We start from the raw sequence: 17,075 nt of genomic DNA, 5'->3' as shown, positions 1-17,075 counted from the left end.
ATCGCTACGCCAACAGCTGACTCAACACCGCACGCAACTTGCCGGGCTTCACCGGTTTATTCAGCAGCGGCGCGTCGAGTCGCTGCAACGAACGCCGACACTGGTCGGTGCGGTCGGCGGTGATGATCACCGCCGGTATCGCCCGGCTGAAATGCTCGCGCAGATGCCGGACCACTTCACAACCCACCACCCCGTGATCCAGGTGGTAATCCGCCAGTATCAGTTCCGGCGCCTGCCCCTGCAAAGCCACCAGCGCGGTGGCCTCGTCGGTGGCGGTGACCACCTCGCAGCCCCACTGCCCGAGCAGCGCGCTCATGCTTTCAAGGATGCTGACTTCGTTGTCCAGCACCAGCAGGCGCCGCCCCGGCAGTGGGTTGCCGGTGCTCGGCTGCGGTGCGGCCTGGCTGATCGGCAGTGGAATCTCATGGGAAATCGGCACCTCGATGCTGAACATCGAACCGCGCCCCGGCAGTGAATGCACCTGAATCCGGTAATCGAGGATCTTGGCGATGCGTTCGACAATCGCCAGTCCCAGGCCCACGCCCTTGCGGTCGGCGGCACGGCCAACGTCCAGTTGGTTGAATTCGAGGAAGATCGAGTCGAGACGATCCGCCGGGATCCCGCGTCCAGTGTCCCAGACTTCAATTCGCAGCGCGTCGCCCCGGCGTCTTGCCCCCAGCAGAATGCAGCCTTCGTCGGTGTAGCGGCAGGCATTGCTGAGGAAGTTGCGCAGAATCCGCGTCATCAGCCGCAAGTCGGTATGAATCGCGTAATCACCCATGTGCACCCGCAGGTTCAACCCGGCCGCCGCGGCCACCGACTGAAACTCCGAGACCAGTGGCGCGAACAGTTCGTCGAGGCGGTACAAGGCAATATCCGGCTTCACCGCGGCCTGATCGAGGCGGGAAATATCCAGCAGATCGGTGAGCAAGTCCTCGGCCCCTTCCAGCGCCTGATGCGTACGTTCCACCAGCACCTGCTCGACGTCGGGCAGCTTGCGCTCGCGCAACGTCGAGATCAGCAAACGCGCGGCGTTGAGCGGTTGCAGCAAGTCGTGACTGGCGGCGGCGAGGTATTTGTCCTTGCTGCGATTGGCCGCCTCGGCGGCATCACGGGCGTCACGCAAGGCTTCGGCGATCTGTTTACGCTCGGTGATCTGTTGTTGCAGATTGCGGTTGGCGTCCAGCAACTCATTGGTGCGCGCGGTGACCCGTTGCTCCAGTTGATCATTGAGCTGTTGCAAGCGCTCCTGGGCCTGTTTTCGTTCGGTGATGTCGGCGACAAAACCCTCCACCAGGCCTTGTTGGTCCGGCTTGAGCAACAGGTTCATCAATACGTCGAGGACGCTGCCGTCCTTGCGCCGCAGCCGGGTTTCATAGCCCAGCAGGCTGCGCTCACGCTGGAGGATTTCGCCGATGCTTTCCAGCTCTTGCGCGCCGCCGACGAACAGCGTGCCCGCCAGGTCCGTCAGGGAAAACAGCACCTCCTGCGGGTCCTGATAGCCAAGCATCCGCGCCAGCGCCGGGTTGGCGGCGCGCATGCCTTCCTGCAGGCTGGCCTGGAAGATTCCGTGCACCGCGTTTTCGAACAGCCATTTGTAGCGATTGCGCTCGGCCTCCAGTTCATCCAGGCGCGCGGCCAGTTCCGGGTAATGACTCTTGCGCGCCGAGTGATTGCCCAGGCCGAGTAACCCGGTCAGCGCCCGTTGCTGTTCGTCAGAGGGCTTCGCCATAGACGACCTCGACGTCGCGCTGACTGGACTCGCGCGGGTTGGTAAGGATGCAGGGGTCACCCATGGCATGTTGTGACAGGAACGGAATGTCCGACGTACTCACCCCGTGCAGGCCCAGGGTTTCGTGGAAGCCGATGGCGTGCTTGAGGGCGATCAGGTGGTCGACCAGACGCCCGCAGATCTGCCGGTGGTTCAGGCCGCGACAATCGATGCCAAACGTCTCGGCAATCACCTTGAAGCGATCCGGCGCCGAGCTGTAATTGAACGCCACCACGTGTTCGACCAGCACCGCGTTGCACAAGCCGTGAGGCAGATCGAGGAACCCACCGAGGCTGTGGGACATGGCATGCACCGCGCCGAGGATCGCGTTGGAGAACGCCAGCCCGGCCTGCATGCTGCCGAGCATGATTTTTTCCCGCAGGGCGATGTCGTTCGGGTTGGCGATCATCTGCACCAGATTGCCGTTGATCAACCGCATCGCCTCCAGCGCATGGGGATCGGTGAGCGGCCCGTGGCCGGTGGAAACGAAGGCCTCGATGGCGTGGACCAACGCGTCGATGCCGGTACAGGCCGACAGGAACGGGTCCATGCTCAGGGTGGTTTCCGGATCGATCAGCGACACGTCCGGCACCGCAGCCTTGCTGACGATGGAGAATTTCATGCGTTCTTGCTGATTGGAGATGATCACGAATTGCGACACATCGGCCGACGTGCCGGCGGTGGTCGGGATCAGGATCAGCGGCGGACTGGGCATGCGCAGGGTGTCCACGCCCTCGAACTCGAGGATGTTGCGCCCGTGGGCGACGACAATGCCGATGCCTTTGCCGCAGTCCATCGGGCTGCCGCCGCCGATCGCGACGATCACATCGCAATGGTTTTCCCGGTACAACTCGGCACCGAGCATCACTTCTTCGATCCGCGGGTTGGGCGAAACGTCGCTGTACACGAAGTAATCGATGCCCTGGGCCTGCAGACTGGCTTCGACATCGGCGACCCAACCGGCGGCGATCACACCGGGGTCGCTGACCACCAGCACCTTGCGGGCGCCGAAGGTCTTGGCGTAATTGCCGACGTTATGCCGACAGCCGGCACCGAAGATGATTTCAGGCGAAACGAATTTACGCAGTTGACTGAGATTCTGGCTCATTGGAAAGCCTGTTTTTTATTGTTTTGAAAGGTAAAGCCAACACTAAAGCATCCGGCTGCGAATGCAATCAGACCAATGGGTAGCAACTGCCTGGAGTGGGGGCTTCGCGTTTGCAATTTATCCGCGATAGATCAGCCGCGAAGCCTTCTCGTTGCGCAAGGTCAGGTGTTCCATGCCCTGCCCCGGCGCGTCGGCTTCGTCCCGGGCCTTGAGAATAACGCTGTGGTGCGGCGACTTGCTGCACACCGGGTCGGCGTTGCTCGCATCCCCCGTGAGCATGAACGCCTGGCAGCGGCAGCCGCCCAGGTCCTTGTGCTTTTCATCGCAGGAACGGCATGGCTCTTTCATCCAGTCATCACCGCGAAAACGATTGAAGCCGAAGGAGTCGGTCCAGATGTGTTCGACGCTGTGCTCGCGCACATTGGGGAACTGCACCGGCAGCTGGCGTGCGCTGTGACAAGGTAACGCCGTGCCGTCCGGGGTGATGTCGAGAAACAGGTTGGCCCAGCCGTTCATGCAAGTCTTGGGACGCTCTTCGTAGTAGTCCGGGGTGACGAAAATCAGTTTGCATGGGTGGCCCTCGGCTTCAAGCCGCTGGCGATACTCGTTGGTGATGCGCTCGGCGCGCTGCAATTGTTCGCGGGTCGGCAACAGGCCGACTCGGTTGAGTTCGGCCCAACCGTAAAACTGGCAGGTCGCCAACTCGACGAAATCCGCCTCAAGCTCCAGGCACAGTTCGATGATCTGCGCGATCTGGTCGATGTTGTGCCGATGGGTGACGAAGTTCAGCACCATCGGGTAGCCTTGGGCTTTCACCGCCCGGGCCATGGCCAGTTTCTGGGCGAAAGCCTTGCGCGAGCCGGCGAGCATGTTGTTGACCGCTTCGTCGGCGGCCTGAAAGCTGATCTGGATGTGGTCCAGCCCGGCGACCTTGAAGTCGCGGACCTTCTGCTCGGTCAAGCCGATACCCGAGGTGATCAGGTTGGTGTAGTAACCCATGTCCCGCGCCGCCTTGATCAACTCGGCCAAGTCCTGGCGCACCAAGGGCTCGCCACCGGAAAACCCCAGTTGCGCAGCGCCCATCTCCCGGGCCTCGCGAAACACCCGAATCCACTCTTCTGTGCTCAGCTCCTCGCCCTGTTGGGCGAAATCCAATGGGTTGGAGCAATACGGGCATTGCAGCGGGCAGCGATAGGTCAGCTCCGCCAACAGCCACAACGGTGGGCCGGGTTGCTGTTCAATCGCGTTCACAAGGCGATCCCCCGATGCCAGACCCGCTCGGCGGTGACGGTGTGATACGGAGGGCGATCCAGCTCATAGGCCATGCTCATCGCGTCGAGCATGCTCCACAGCACGTCGAGCTTGAACTGCAGAATCTCCAGCATGCGCTGCTGGCCCTCGACCGTGACGTAATGCGCCAGGGTGATGCGCAAACCATGCTCGACATCGCGCCGGGCCTGGCTCAGGCGCGTACGGAAATAGTCGTAACCGGCCGGGTCGATCCATGGGTAATGGGCGGGCCAGGCGTCGAGCCGGGACTGATGGATCTGCGGCGCGAACAGCTCGGTCAGCGAACTGCTGGCCGCTTCCTGCCAGCAAGCACGGCGGGCGAAATTGACGTAGGCGTCCACGGCAAATCGCACCCCCGGCAGCACCAACTCTTGCGAGAGAATTTGTTCGCGATCCAGCCCCACCGCTTCGCCCAGACGCAACCAGGCTTCGATACCGCCTTCGCTGCCGGGGACACCGTCATGGTCGAGAATCCGTTGCAGCCATTCCCGCCGCACGTCGCGGTCCGGGCAGTTGGCGAGAATGGCCGCGTCCTTCAGTGGAATGTTCACCTGATAGTAGAAGCGATTGGCGACCCAGCCCTGGATCTGCTCGCGGGTGGCGCGCCCGGCGTACATCGCTTGGTGGAATGGATGATGGATGTGGTAATAGGCGCCTTTGGCGCGCAGGGCCGCTTCGAATTCGGTGGGGGTCATGGGGGTGTCAGTCATTGCGGTTCTCCGGGGAATAACCGTTGGGTTCTGCGATGAGGCAGTCCGCTACAGCTCAATACTCATGCCGTCATAAGCCACTTCAATCCCCCGCCGCTCCAGCAACGCCCGCTCGGCCGAGTCTTCGTCGAGGATCGGGTTGGTGTTGTTGATGTGGATCAGCACCTTGCGCTGGCGATTGAAACCCTCCAGCACTTCGAGCATCCCGCCGGGGCCGCTTTGCGGCAGGTGGCCCATTTCGCGGCCCAGGCTCTGGCCGACTTCACATACGCGCATTTCATCGTCGCGCCACAGCGTGCCGTCCAGCAGCAGGCAATCGGCGCGCTGCATCCAGCTCAATACCTCGTCGTCGACCTGCCCCAGACCTGGCGCATAGAACACCGATGCACCGTTGCGCAGGTCTTCGATGAACAGGCCTATGGTGTCTCCCGGCTGCGGGTTGCCACGGTTGGGGGAATACGGCGGCGCGTTGCTGACCAACGGAATGGCGCGAAATTGCAGGTGTTGGCAGGCTGCGATGCTGAACGGCTCACGGTCCAGTTCGATGGGTTGCCACTGCAAACCACCGTTCCAGTGCTTGAGCATGGTGAACAACGGGAAGCCGCTGCTCAGGTCTTCATGCACCCGCTCGGTGCACCAGACCGAATGCGGGCAGCCTTCGCGCAGGCTCAACAGGCCGGTGCAATGGTCGATCTGACTGTCCAGCAGGACCACGCCGGCAATCGCCGTGTCACGCAAGCGTCGGGCCGGTTGCAGCGTCGGGAAGCTTTCGAGTTGGGCGCGGATGTCTGGTGAAGCATTGCAGAGTATCCATTCCACACCGTCGTCGCTCAGGGCAATGGACGACTGCGTGCGGCGTTGCGCGTGCAGGGTGCCGCGGCGCATCGCCGCGCATTGACGGCAGTTGCAGTTCCATTGCGGAAAACCGCCGCCGGCGGCGGAACCGAGAACGCGGATGTGCATGGCAGGCTCCAGAAAGCAGGCCCGGCCAACGCGACGGCTGACCGGGCGATCAATCAACGGTTGGCGAAATACATCGTCACTTCGAAGCCAATGCGCAGATCGGTAAACGCGGGTTTATGCCACATGGGTCATTCCTCTTCTTGTGCCGGACGATTCCGGTAGAGCCATTAATGCACGGGGCGCCGAGTGCCCGAATGCTACTTTCGAAGGAGGTGGCGGCGTGCGTTGGTAGGGGGTGTCGCGCAGATCCTGGAACCATACAAAACCAATGTGGGACGGGCTAATGTGGCGAGCCCCCTCGCCACACAAGCCTGCTCCCACAAGAGAGTTGTGGGGGTTTTGCGGGTTAGAAGAACCCCAGCGGATTGATGTCGTAGCTCACCAGCAGGTTTTTGGTCTGTTGATAATGGTCGAGCATCATCTTGTGGTTCTCACGGCCGACACCGGACTTCTTGTAGCCACCGAACGCGGCGTGGGCCGGGTACAGGTGGTAGCAGTTGGTCCAGACGCGCCCGGCCTTGATCGCCCGGCCCATGCGGTAGGCGCGGTTGATGTCGCGGGTCCACAGGCCGGCGCCGAGGCCGAATTCGCTGTCGTTGGCGATCGCCAGGGCTTCGGCTTCGTCCTTGAAGGTGGTGACACCCACCACCGGGCCGAAGATTTCTTCCTGGAACACGCGCATTTTGTTGTGGCCCTTGAGCAGCGTCGGCTGGATGTAATAGCCGCTGGACAAGTCGCCTTCCAGCCGCTCGGCCGCGCCGCCAGTGAGCAGCTCGGCGCCCTCCTCCTGGGCGATTTTCAGGTACGAGAGGATCTTGTCGTATTGCTGCTCGGACGCCTGGGCGCCGACCATGGTCTCGGTGTCCAGCGGATTGCCACGCTTGATCTTGACGATCTTCTTCATCACCTCGGCCATGAACGGCTCGTAGATCGATTCCTGCACCAGTGCCCGCGACGGACAAGTGCAGACTTCGCCCTGGTTGAAGAACGCCAGCACCAGGCCTTCGGCGGCTTTTTCGATGAACTGTGGCTCGGCGTTCATGATGTCTTCGAAGAAGATGTTCGGCGACTTGCCGCCCAGCTCGACGGTGCTTGGAATGATGTTCTCGGCTGCGCAATGCATGATGTGCGCGCCCACCGGGGTGGAACCGGTGAAGGCGATCTTGGCGATGCGCTTGCTGGTGGCCAGCGCTTCACCGGCTTCGCGACCGAAGCCCTGGACGATATTCAGCACGCCGGCTGGCAGCAAATCGGCGATCAGCTCGGCGAACACCATGATCGACAGCGGCGTTTGCTCGGCGGGTTTGAGCACGATGCAGTTGCCCGCAGCCAGGGCCGGGGCGAGTTTCCACGCGGCCATCAGCAGCGGGAAGTTCCACGGGATGATCTGCCCGACCACGCCCAGTGGTTCGTGGAAATGATAGGCGGTAGTCAGTTCGTTGATTTCAGCGGCACCGCCCTCTTGAGCGCGGATGCAACCGGCGAAGTAACGGAAGTGGTCGGCGGCCAGCGGCACGTCAGCGTTGAGGGTTTCGCGCACGGCCTTGCCGTTGTCCCAGGTTTCGGTGACGGCGAGGATTTCCAGGTTCTGTTCGATGCGGTCAGCGATTTTCAGCAGCACCAGCGAGCGGTCCTGCGCCGAGGTTTTGCCCCAGGCATCAGCGGCGGCATGGGCGGCGTCGAGGGCCTTTTCGATGTCGGCGGCGCTGGAGCGCGGGAACTCGGCAATCACTTCACCGGTGACCGGTGAGGTATTGGTGAAGTACTCGCCATTGACCGGGGCGACGAACTCGCCGCCGATGAAGTTGCCGTAGCGTGGTTTGAAGGAAACGATGGCGCCGGGTGTTCCAGGTTGTGCGTAGATCATGATGGGCCTCTGTCTGGGTCGATGCTATTGGGTAGTAGGTGATCGCTCCTACGCTCTGCGTGGGAACGATCAGTGCAGCGATTAGTGCTTGGCGACCAGGTCCTTCGGCAGCTTGAAGGTCCACAGCATGCCGCCCTGGTTGAAGTCCTTGACGCGCTTGGCCACTTCGCCGCCCCACAGCGGTACCGCGCCGCCCCAGCCGGAGAGCACCGATACGTATTGTTCGCCGTCCATTTCCCAGGTGATGGGCGAGCCGAGCACGCCGGAGCCGGTCTGGAATTCCCAGACTTTCTCGCCGGTCTTGGCATTGAACGCCTGCAGGAAGCCTTCAGGCGTGCCGGTGAATACCAGGTTGCCCTTGGTGGTCAGTACCCCGCCCCACAGCGGCGCGAAGTTCTTGTGGCGCCAGACTTCCTTGCCGGTTTTCGGGTCGATGGCGCGCAGCACGCCGATGTAGTCTTCATTCAATGGCTTGATGGTGAAACCGGCGCCGAGGAACGCCGCGCCTTTTTTATAGGCGATGCCTTCGTTCCAGATGTCCATGCCCCACTCGTTGGACGGCACATAGAACAGGCCGGTGTCGCGGTTGTAGGCCATCGGCATCCAGTTTTTCGCCCCCAGGAACGCCGGCGCTACAAACACCGAACTGCCTTTGGCCTCGGAACCCGGCGCACCCGGACGGCTGGCCTCGTTGTAGATCGGCCGGCCGTTTTTATCCAGGCCACTGGCCCAGGTGATCTTGTCCACGAACGGGAAGCCGCGGATGAATTTGCCGTTGGTGCGATCCAGCACGTAGAAGAAACCGTTACGGTCGGCGGTGGCCGCGGCTTTGATTTCCTTGCCGCCTTCGTTGTAGTTGAACGACACCAGTTCGTTCACGCCGTCATAGTCCCAGCCGTCGTGAGGGGTGCTCTGGAAGTGCCATTTGATCGTGCCGTCATCCGGGTTCAGCGCCAGGCGCGAGGATGAGTAAAGGTTGTCGCCAGGGCGCAGGTGCGAGTTCCACGGTGCCGGGTTGCCGGTGCCGAACAGCAGCAGATTGGTTTCCGGGTCGTAGTAGCCTCCCAGCCACGGCGCCGCGCCGCCGGTTTTCCACAAATCGCCCGGCCAGGTCTTGCCCGCTTCGCCGCCGGAGATGCCGTTCTCTACGGCCTTGCCGTCTTTGTAGACGTAACCCATGTGGCCTTCGACCGTTGGCCGGGTCCACAGCAGATCACCGTTTTTCGGGTCGTAGGCTTCGATCTTGCCCACCACCCCGAACTCGCCACCCGCCACGCCAGTGATCAGTTTGCCGTTGATCACCAGAGGCGCGGCGCTGATGGAGTAGCCTTCCTTGTGGTCGGCGACTTTCTTGCTCCATACCACTTTGCCGGTGTCTTTATTCAGGGCCACGAGCTTGGCGTCGAGGGTGCCGAAGATCACCAGGTCGCCATACAGCGCCACGCCACGGTTGATCACGTCACAGCACGGACGGATGTCATCCGGCAGGCGCGCGTCGTATTGCCAGAGCTTGCGGCCGGTGCGCGCATCCACGGCGAACACCCGTGAGTAGGAACCGGTCATGTACATCACGCCGTCCTTGATCATCGGCTGCGCTTGCTGACCGCGCTGTTTTTCACCGCCGAATGAAAAGGCCCAGACCGGGCGCAAGTCTTTCACGTTGTCGACATTGAGGGTGTCCAGCGGGCTGTAGCGCTGACCCTGGACGCCCAGGCCATTGGTGACGACCTGTTCCGGATTCTTCGGATCCTGGAGGATGTCTTGATCGGAGACTGCGGCCATTGCCTGGCCAGACAACAGCATGGCACTGAGCAGCACGCTCAAGACGAAGGGTTGGCGACGTGCGGGTTGGGTCATGACGGCTACCTCTGCGGTTTTTGTTATACCCGGGAAATTTTCCCGGTCTGGTGCAGATTCTTGAGCGCCGCCGCCCTTGCAACAATTGCCCGCAATGCGGAGATTTCTAGTTCCTTGGTAGCGGGTCGGAGGAGATGGGAACGATCGATCATCACTTGCCCGCAGCGGAATCCACCCGCCTCATCTGCCCCCGTTCGTAACGCGGGTACAAATGGCTGACACTACGGATCAGTTCATAGCGACTCAGGTTGATCCCGGCGAAACGTTCAGGAATGGGACTGCGGATCATCTCGGCCATGTCGCTGCCGTTCGCCGCACCGTCGCGCATGAGTTGATCGAGCCAGGAGAGGTAATCGCGCATTTGCTCGAAGGGTTTGCTGTCCGTGGCCACGGGCCCATGCCCGGGCACAATCAGCGTCCACGGCAGACCCTGAAGCGTGGCGATATCCGCCAGCCACACCGACAACCCCGGGCTGTTCGGCGTGGTCAGGGCCCGTTGATAAAACACCAGATCCCCGGCAAACAGCACGCCGGTTTTCTGGTCGAGAATAGCCAGATCCGCGCCGGTGTGCCCACCCAGACTCAGCAGCCGCAAATCGTGGCTCCCAAAACTTTGCACGCCTGGCGTCAGCGTCTGCGTCRGCAACACCACTTCGGTGCCGCGCATCCAGTCACCCACCAGTCGATACATGTTCTCGGCCATCGCATCACCCTGTTGATGCAACAGCTCGGTGGTGCCGGCCAGTGCACCGATCGGCACATCTGTGAAAGCCTGATTGCCCAGCACATGGTCGGGATGGTGATGGGTCAGCAACACCTGGATCACCGGTTTATCGGTGGTTGCGGCAATCGCTTTGCGCAGGGCTTCGCCGTAGCGCTTCGATGGCCCGGTGTCGATCACCACCACCCCTTGCCCGGTGACGATGAACGCGGTGTTGACGATGTTGCCGCCGTTGTTCTTGGCGAAGTTATCGGTGCTGCCCTCAAGCAGCCAGGTGTCTTCGGCAATCTGTCGGGGCTTGAGTGCGTAATCGGGATCGGCCAGGGTCGGCAGGCTCACACAGATGAACAACAACAGCATCCAGCGCATCACACGCTCCTTGGGTCAGGGTATGGCCGCATCGAATTGATTGCCGCTGTTGTCGCGCAGTATCAGGCGCGTCTGCCCTGCGCCTTCGATGTCGAAAGCCAGGTTGGGGTTTTCGCTGACCGCCGGGAACAGCTCCAGACGCGCCAGCACCCGGTCGTCCGAGTTCCGCAGCTCGGCCTGGTTGAGGAAAAATTCCGGGATGCCGCTGACCATGCCGTTGTCCATCGGATGCGCCACTTGCAAACGCACGCGGCTGAATTCGCCACGGGGGTAACGACCGCCGAGCACTTCGCCGATGTGTTCTTCCCAGCCCGGCTGGGTGCGCACCACACTTGGCGCCGTGCAGCCACCACCCGCCGCGTCGATCAGGGTCGAGCCGACATGCCACAGCCCGTCGCGGGTCAACACCGCCGCGCGCAATGGCGTGGCCTGTTCAACGCGGATGCGGATCGACAGCCAGGGCAGCACACCGGTCAAAGGCTCGAAGTCGACGATTTTCGGCAGCGGGTTGAGTTCGGCCCAGGCAAGGATTCGCACCACTTCGCCCTTGAACGCCCGAGCGTCGATTTCCAACGGCACTTGCCGGGCGTCTTCGGCGAACGGCGGTGCCAGCAGCTTGACTCGCTCGTCGAACACGAACGGTGCGTCGCCAAGCATCTGCTTGTGATAGAACGCCCACATCACCGAAGGCACCGGATCGACCTCAACCGCCTGCGCGGCCAAGGGCAACCAGCAGGCCAACAGCCAACGCGCGCGCCAGTTCATTGTTGATACATCTCGGGCACGTCATAGCGCAGGCCGTAATGGGCATAAATGCTTTTGACCGTGCCCTCGCGAATCAACGCTTCCAGCGCCTCTTCCACGGCATAGGCCAGTTGCCGGTTGCTTTCATGCACCGCCATGCCGATCTCCCAGCGTTGCTTGCCCATGTTCGGGTAGGCGTTTTCCGCCAGCGCCACTTGCGGGTCGGCGGCCTGATGCACCTGCCAGTCGATCTCGCCGCGCATCGCCATCACCGCGTCGACTTCACCGGCCTTCATCGCGGCAAACGCCTGGGGCACGCCGGGGTAATGATGGGTGTTGGCGGCAAGCATGCCGTTGAACACCGAAGTCAGGTAAAACGAGGGCACGCTGTCGACTTCGACGCCGATCGGGTGCTGCTGGAACACCGCGACGCTGGCCACCGAGTCCAGCCGACGACGGTCATAAGCCACTTGCCATTGTTCGGTCTGGTACGGCCCGAACATCACCACATGGCCGTTCTCCAGTTCGCCCAGCTCATTGCGCTTCTGTGAGTAATCGCGGTCGTAGGGCACGCGCATCATCAGGTCGRCCAGTTGCTGATTGTGCAACTGACTGGCCCGCCAGATGTAATCGCGCAGGTCGTCGTCGAGCTTTTCCCCGGCGGGCGCCCAGATCAGTTTCAGGCTTACCCCCATGGCCTTGGCCAAGGCCTGGGCGAGTTCGACATCGACTCCGCGAGGCTGGCCGGCGTCCTCGAAACTGTAGGGCGCGAAGTCCTTGTAGACCGCGACTTTCAGCTCGGCGGCGGCGATCATTTCGTCATAGGTCCGGACCTGTGCCTGCGCTGCCTGGCAGCACAACCACACAGCGCTGATCAACACCGCGAGCAGGCGCATGGGTCACTCCTCGACGTGCACGCTGTCCAGGTAGGTGCGTACCGCCCACAAGGCTTCCTGGCTCAAGTAGTCGGCCATCTTCGGCATGTACACCCGGCCATCACGCACGGCACCATTACGCACCCGTTCGACGAACCACTCATCACCGGCCTCGCCGACATCGAGCATGCGCAAGTCAGGGGCAATGCCGCCGGACTTGGCTTCCAGGCCATGACAGGCCGCGCAATTCTGGTTGTAGGCCGAAGAACCGATCTCCAACGCTTTATCGTGCTCCGGAGAAGAACGATACGGGTTCACCGCCGCCCAGCCATCGGCATTGACCTGCACGCCGGCATCCTTGATCGGGGTCAGTCCCTTGGTTTCGACGGCCTGGGGTACCACGTTGCCGTGGGCCCAGACGGAACCTGCGCTGATGAAACCGGCCAGCAGTCCGGCAACGAGCAAGGCGTTGCGTTTTGTTGTCATTGTTATGCCCTCAAGATTGCACGCAAAACCTCTTTGCAGAGGCTATGGCAGCCATCTTAGGAACCCCGTCGCGCCGGCCCTATGCTGCTTTGGTGGCCGCGGCCTACTTCCTTGGTAGTAGGGCTTGTGATGAACCGCCCAGGTGTTTCCCACGCCGTTACTACCTTGGTACTGGCCCATCGGTACTTTCTGCATATTTCCCCACCCGTCCAGGGTTCCTATGCTGACGCTACCTGTGACGGAGTGCCTTATGCGCCAGCTCGCCCCTTATGCCTTGATCTACCTGCTGGCCATTGCCTGCGCCGCCGGGCTGGCGACCCAGAGTCAGGCGGCGGATGCACCGTTGCAGGTGCGGATCGGCTATCTGGGGTATCGCCCCGATCCCGGGCCATTGCTGTCGAACGTTATTCCTGAACCGACCGATGCAGGCCTGCGGGGCGCGGAACTGGCGATCATCGACAGCAACAGCACCGGGCGTTTCCTCAATCACAGCTACAGCCTGGTCAGCGCCAACGTCGACAATCCGGAGGCGCTGATCGAAGTGGCCAAAGCCCAACACGAACAAGGCCTGCGTCTGTTTGTGGTGAATGCACCGGTGCAAACCCTGCGCCGACTCAGCGCCGTGCTACCCGACAGCCTGCTGTTCAATGCCGGCAGCCCCGATGACAGTCTGCGCACTACCGACTGCCTGCCGAACGTGCTGCACAGCCTGCCAAGCCGCGCGATGCTGGCCGATGCGCTGGCGCAATTTCTGGTGCTGCGCAAATGGCAACGGGCGCTGCTGATCGTCGGCCCCACCGCCGACGATCAAGCCTATGCCGCCGCCCTGCGGCGGGCGGCGAAACGCTTCGGCCTGCAACTGGTGGCGGAAAAAACCTGGAGCTTCGATAACGACCAGCGCCGCAGCGCCCAGGCCGACATGCCGCTGTTCACCCAGACCGCCGAATACGACGTGGTGCTGGTCGCCGATGAACGCGGCGACTTTGGCGAGTACGTGCCCTACCAGACCTGGTACCCACGGCCGGTCGCCGGCACCCAGGGCCTGACCCCGGTGGGCTGGCACAAGACCGTGGAAACCTACGGTGCCGCGCAGTTGCAAAAACGCTTCGAAGCCCTGGCCGGGCGCTGGATGAACGATCGGGATTTCGCCGCGTGGATGGCCGTACGCAGCATCGCCAGCGCGGTGGGCAAACTGCGTCAGGTCGATGCGATGGCGATCCGTACGCTTGAAATCAGCGAGCAATTGCCGCTGGACGGCTTCAAGGGTCGCAAGCTCAGTTATCGGCCATGGAACGGTCAGTTGCGCCAACCGATCCCCATCGTGCAACCCCGGGCACTGGTCAGCACTTCGCCGCAAGACGGCTTCCTGCACCCCTTCAACGAAATGGACAGCCTGGGTTACGACAAAGCCGAGGTCAGTTGCCGCTTTCCCTGAAAGCCCTACCACCACAACAACAAGGAATCTGCCATGCGCCGCACCCTGCTTTCATGCGCTCTACTGCTCGCCGCCGGGCATGCGGCGGCCAGCACTGCCTGGGTCTCCAACGAAAAGGACAACAGCCTGAGCCTGATCGACATGCAGACCCTGCAAGTCACCGACACCCTGCCCGTCGGCCAGCGCCCGCGCGGCCTGTTGCTGTCCCACGACAACAAGCTGCTGTACATCTGCGCCAGCGATTCGGACCGGGTCCAGGTGATGGACGTCGCAACGCGCAAGATCATCAAGGAACTGCCCTCGGGCAAAGACCCCGAACAATTCGCCCTGCACCCCAACAATCGCTGGTTGTATGTCTCCAACGAAGACGATGCGCTGGTGACAGTGATCGACACCGAAACCTCCAAGGTGCTCGGGCAGATCAACGTCGGCGTCGAGCCCGAAGGCATGGCCGTCAGCCCCGATGGCAAATGGGCGGTGAACACCAGTGAAACCACCAACATGCTGCACTGGATCGACACCGGCACCCAGACCCTGGCCGACAATACGCTGGTGGATCAGCGGCCGCGTTTCGTCGAATTCAATCCCGATGGCTCGCAGCTCTGGGCCTCGGCGGAAATCGGCGGCACGGTGACGATTCTCGACGTCGCCAGCCGCAAGATCCTCAAGACCCTGAGCTTCCAGATCAAAGGCGTGCACCCGGACAAAGTCCAGCCGGTGGGCATCAAACTCAGCGCCGACGGCAAGTACGGCTTCGTCGCCCTCGGCCCGGCCAACCATGTGGCGGTGATCGACGCCAAGACCTTCGAGATTGTTGATTACCTGCTGGTGGGCCGACGGGTCTGGCAGATGGCGTTCACCCCGGATCAACGGCAATTGCTGGCCACCAATGGCGTCAGTGGCGATGTGTCGGTGATCGATGTCGACACCCTCAAGGTCAGCAAATCGGTGAAGGTCGGGCGCTATCCGTGGGGCGTGGTGGTGACGCCATGAACGCCCTCGAGGTCAGCGACCTGAGTTTCGCCTACGGCCCGCGCGAGGCCTTGCGCCAAGTGAGTTTCAGCCTGGCACCAGGGCGTTTTGCGGCGCTGCTTGGGCCTAATGGCGCGGGCAAATCAACCCTGATCGCCCTGCTCACCCGCCTCTATGATCTGCAACGCGGTGATATCCGGGTCGGCGGCGGCTCGTTGCGCGACGCGGCACGCCCGGCGCTCAAGCAATTGGGGGTGGTGTTTCAGCAAAGTACGCTGGATCTGGACCTCAGTGTCGAGCAGAACCTGCGTTATCACGCCGCGCTGCATGGTCTGTCCCGACGCCAGACCGGGCTGCGGGTCGACGCCGAACTGGCACGCCAGGCCCTCACCGAACGCCGTCGCGAACGGGTCCGCGAACTCAATGGCGGCCACCGCCGGCGGGTGGAAATCGCCCGCGCGTTGCTGCACGAACCACGCCTGTTGTTGCTTGACGAGGCGAGTGTCGGCCTTGACCCGGCCAGTCGCCTGGCGCTCAACCAGCACATTCGCAGCCTGTGTCGCGAGCAGAACATCAGCGTGCTCTGGACCACCCATTTACTCGACGAAGTGCAGCCCAGCGACGACTTGCTGATCCTGCATCAAGGCCGTTTGGTCGCCAGCGGACAAGCTGATGCGCTGAGCCTGGAACATGGCGGCGATCTCGATTCGGCCTTCGCTCGCCTGACCACCTCGGCCCCTTCAGGAGCAGTCATCAGATGAACGCTTACTGGCAATGTTTCAGCGGCATCGTGCTGCGCGAATGGTTGCGCTTTGTGTTGCAGCGCACACGATTTCTCAGTGCGCTGGTGCGGCCGTTGCTGTGGCTGCTGGTGTTCGCTGCCGGTTTTCGCGCGGCACTGGGCATCGCCATCATCGAGCCCTACGACACCTACATTCCCTATGAGGTTTACATCATCCCCGGCTTTGCCTGCATGATCCTGTTGTTCAATGGCATGCAAGGTTCGTTGTCGATGGTCTATGACCGGGAGATGGGCAGCATGCGCGTGCTGCTGACCAGCCCCCTGCCCCGGACCTTTCTGTTGTGCAGCAAATTGCTGGCGACGTCACTGATTTCGCTGTTGCAGGTATACGCCTTCCTCGCGATTGCCTGGCTGTACGGCGTGCAACCGCCGGCCATGGGCCTGTTGCTGGCGTTGCCGGCATTGCTGCTGGTGGCCTTGATGCTCAGCGCGCTGGGCCTGTTGCTGTCCAATGCCATCCGCCAACTGGAGAACTTTGCCGGGGTGATGAATTTCGTGATCTTCCCGCTGTTTTTCCTGTCGTCGGCGCTGTATCCGCTGTGGAAAATGCGCGACTCCAGCGAGTGGTTGTATTGGCTGTGCGCCTTGAACCCGTTCACCCATGCGGTGGAACTGGTGCGGTTCGCGCTGTACGAACGCTTCAACCCCTTGGCGCTGGCGGTGTGCGCGGGGCTGACGCTGGTGTTCGCCCTGCTCGCCGTGCTCACCTTCAACCCGCAACACGCCGCCTTGCGCAAAGCCGGCTGACTACTCCGGATCGTTCCCACGCTCTGCGTGGGAACGCAGCCAGGGACGCTCCGCGTCCCAAGAGCGGACGCAGAGCGTCCGGTGAGGCATTCCCACGCAGAGCGTCACTAGTGTCCGGTAAAAACTAAAGGGGGAGCTTGCTCCCCCTTGCTGTGCCTGCTTCGTAAGCAATAATCAGGTTTTCAGACTCGATTTTCGCCCATGTTCAGCAGCACTCGATTTGCACAAATGCTCCAGGCCCTTCCCCATCAGCTCTTCAAAGCATCCGTCAAACGCTGTGGCGCTGATCGTTATGCCAAGCAGTTCACTTCGTGGGATCTACTTATCACGCTGATTTACGGTCAGATGGTCAGATGGT

The 17,075-nt window shown here is 62.0% G+C and carries 17 protein-coding genes; 5 read left to right on the top strand and 12 right to left on the bottom strand.

Features of this window, described 5'->3' with window-relative positions:
- Window positions 1-4: 4 nt before the first annotated feature.
- The 12 genes from AC1D2Q_RS20275 to pedF form a co-directional block, all read right to left on the bottom strand.
- Entirely contained in the window at window positions 5-1,732 is a 1,728-nt protein-coding gene (locus tag AC1D2Q_RS20275; protein ID WP_477814326.1) for a hybrid sensor histidine kinase/response regulator, read from the bottom strand.
- Window positions 1,716-2,879, bottom strand: coding sequence for an alcohol dehydrogenase-like regulatory protein ErcA (gene ercA, locus AC1D2Q_RS20270; protein WP_477814325.1), 1,164 nt, complete (start codon window positions 2,877-2,879; stop codon window positions 1,716-1,718). Before ercA ends, AC1D2Q_RS20275 begins: the two co-directional genes overlap by 17 nt.
- Before the next feature lie 117 nt (window positions 2,880-2,996).
- Entirely contained in the window at window positions 2,997-4,130 is a 1,134-nt protein-coding gene (gene pqqE, locus AC1D2Q_RS20265) for a pyrroloquinoline quinone biosynthesis protein PqqE (RefSeq protein ID WP_477814324.1), read from the bottom strand.
- Window positions 4,127-4,879: a pyrroloquinoline-quinone synthase PqqC gene (pqqC, locus tag AC1D2Q_RS20260; protein ID WP_477814323.1), complete on the bottom strand. Its 753-nt coding sequence runs from the start codon at window positions 4,877-4,879 to the stop codon at window positions 4,127-4,129. The genes pqqE and pqqC overlap by 4 nt, the downstream gene beginning before the upstream one ends.
- Before the next feature lie 48 nt (window positions 4,880-4,927).
- Window positions 4,928-5,842, bottom strand: coding sequence for a pyrroloquinoline quinone biosynthesis protein PqqB (gene pqqB, locus AC1D2Q_RS20255; protein WP_477814322.1), 915 nt, complete (start codon window positions 5,840-5,842; stop codon window positions 4,928-4,930).
- A 53-nt stretch (window positions 5,843-5,895) separates the two neighbouring features.
- Entirely contained in the window at window positions 5,896-5,967 is a 72-nt protein-coding gene (gene pqqA, locus AC1D2Q_RS20250; RefSeq protein WP_081499480.1) for a pyrroloquinoline quinone precursor peptide PqqA, read from the bottom strand.
- A gap of 221 nt (window positions 5,968-6,188) precedes the next feature.
- Window positions 6,189-7,709 carry an acetaldehyde dehydrogenase ExaC gene (exaC, locus tag AC1D2Q_RS20245; RefSeq protein ID WP_019648895.1) on the bottom strand — a complete coding sequence of 507 codons (1,521 nt, stop codon included), beginning with the start codon at window positions 7,707-7,709 and terminating at the stop codon, window positions 6,189-6,191.
- Window positions 7,710-7,790: 81 nt separating this feature from the next.
- Complete coding sequence (locus tag AC1D2Q_RS20240) at window positions 7,791-9,566, bottom strand: PQQ-dependent methanol/ethanol family dehydrogenase (protein ID WP_007937649.1); 1,776 nt, start codon at window positions 9,564-9,566, stop codon at window positions 7,791-7,793.
- A gap of 151 nt (window positions 9,567-9,717) precedes the next feature.
- Entirely contained in the window at window positions 9,718-10,656 is a 939-nt protein-coding gene (locus tag AC1D2Q_RS20235; RefSeq protein ID WP_477814321.1) for a quinoprotein relay system zinc metallohydrolase 1, read from the bottom strand.
- A 15-nt stretch (window positions 10,657-10,671) separates the two neighbouring features.
- Window positions 10,672-11,421 (bottom strand): quinoprotein dehydrogenase-associated SoxYZ-like carrier, encoded by a 750-nt coding sequence (locus AC1D2Q_RS20230; RefSeq protein WP_477814320.1) that lies wholly within the window; start codon window positions 11,419-11,421, stop codon window positions 10,672-10,674.
- On the bottom strand, window positions 11,418-12,296 hold the full coding sequence (locus AC1D2Q_RS20225; protein ID WP_477814319.1) for a substrate-binding periplasmic protein: 879 nt from the start codon (window positions 12,294-12,296) through the stop codon (window positions 11,418-11,420). The genes AC1D2Q_RS20230 and AC1D2Q_RS20225 overlap by 4 nt, the downstream gene beginning before the upstream one ends.
- 3 nt (window positions 12,297-12,299) lie before the next feature.
- Complete coding sequence (gene pedF, locus AC1D2Q_RS20220; protein ID WP_007937645.1) at window positions 12,300-12,761, bottom strand: cytochrome c-550 PedF; 462 nt, start codon at window positions 12,759-12,761, stop codon at window positions 12,300-12,302.
- Between the two features lie 250 nt (window positions 12,762-13,011).
- On the opposite strand from pedF, the gene AC1D2Q_RS20215 reads away from it, so the two are divergent.
- The 5 genes from AC1D2Q_RS20215 to AC1D2Q_RS20195 form a co-directional block, all read left to right on the top strand.
- Window positions 13,012-14,196: an ABC transporter substrate-binding protein gene (locus AC1D2Q_RS20215; RefSeq protein WP_477814318.1), complete on the top strand. Its 1,185-nt coding sequence runs from the start codon at window positions 13,012-13,014 to the stop codon at window positions 14,194-14,196.
- Window positions 14,197-14,229: 33 nt separating this feature from the next.
- Window positions 14,230-15,189, top strand: a complete 960-nt coding sequence (locus tag AC1D2Q_RS20210; protein WP_018929709.1) for a YVTN family beta-propeller repeat protein — start codon at window positions 14,230-14,232, stop codon at window positions 15,187-15,189.
- Window positions 15,186-15,929: an ABC transporter ATP-binding protein gene (locus AC1D2Q_RS20205; RefSeq protein ID WP_477814317.1), complete on the top strand. Its 744-nt coding sequence runs from the start codon at window positions 15,186-15,188 to the stop codon at window positions 15,927-15,929. Before AC1D2Q_RS20210 ends, AC1D2Q_RS20205 begins: the two co-directional genes overlap by 4 nt.
- Window positions 15,926-16,717, top strand: coding sequence for an ABC transporter permease (locus tag AC1D2Q_RS20200; RefSeq protein WP_477814316.1), 792 nt, complete (start codon window positions 15,926-15,928; stop codon window positions 16,715-16,717). Before AC1D2Q_RS20205 ends, AC1D2Q_RS20200 begins: the two co-directional genes overlap by 4 nt.
- A 201-nt stretch (window positions 16,718-16,918) precedes the next feature.
- A partial coding sequence (locus tag AC1D2Q_RS20195) for a DUF4372 domain-containing protein (RefSeq protein WP_477814399.1) occupies window positions 16,919-17,075 on the top strand: 157 nt, incomplete at its 3' end.

It is taken from the genome of Pseudomonas sp. P1_A1 (genome assembly GCF_056406935.1).
Note: the sequence above shows the minus strand (reverse complement) of the source record. Positions and strands in the feature narration are given on the sequence as shown.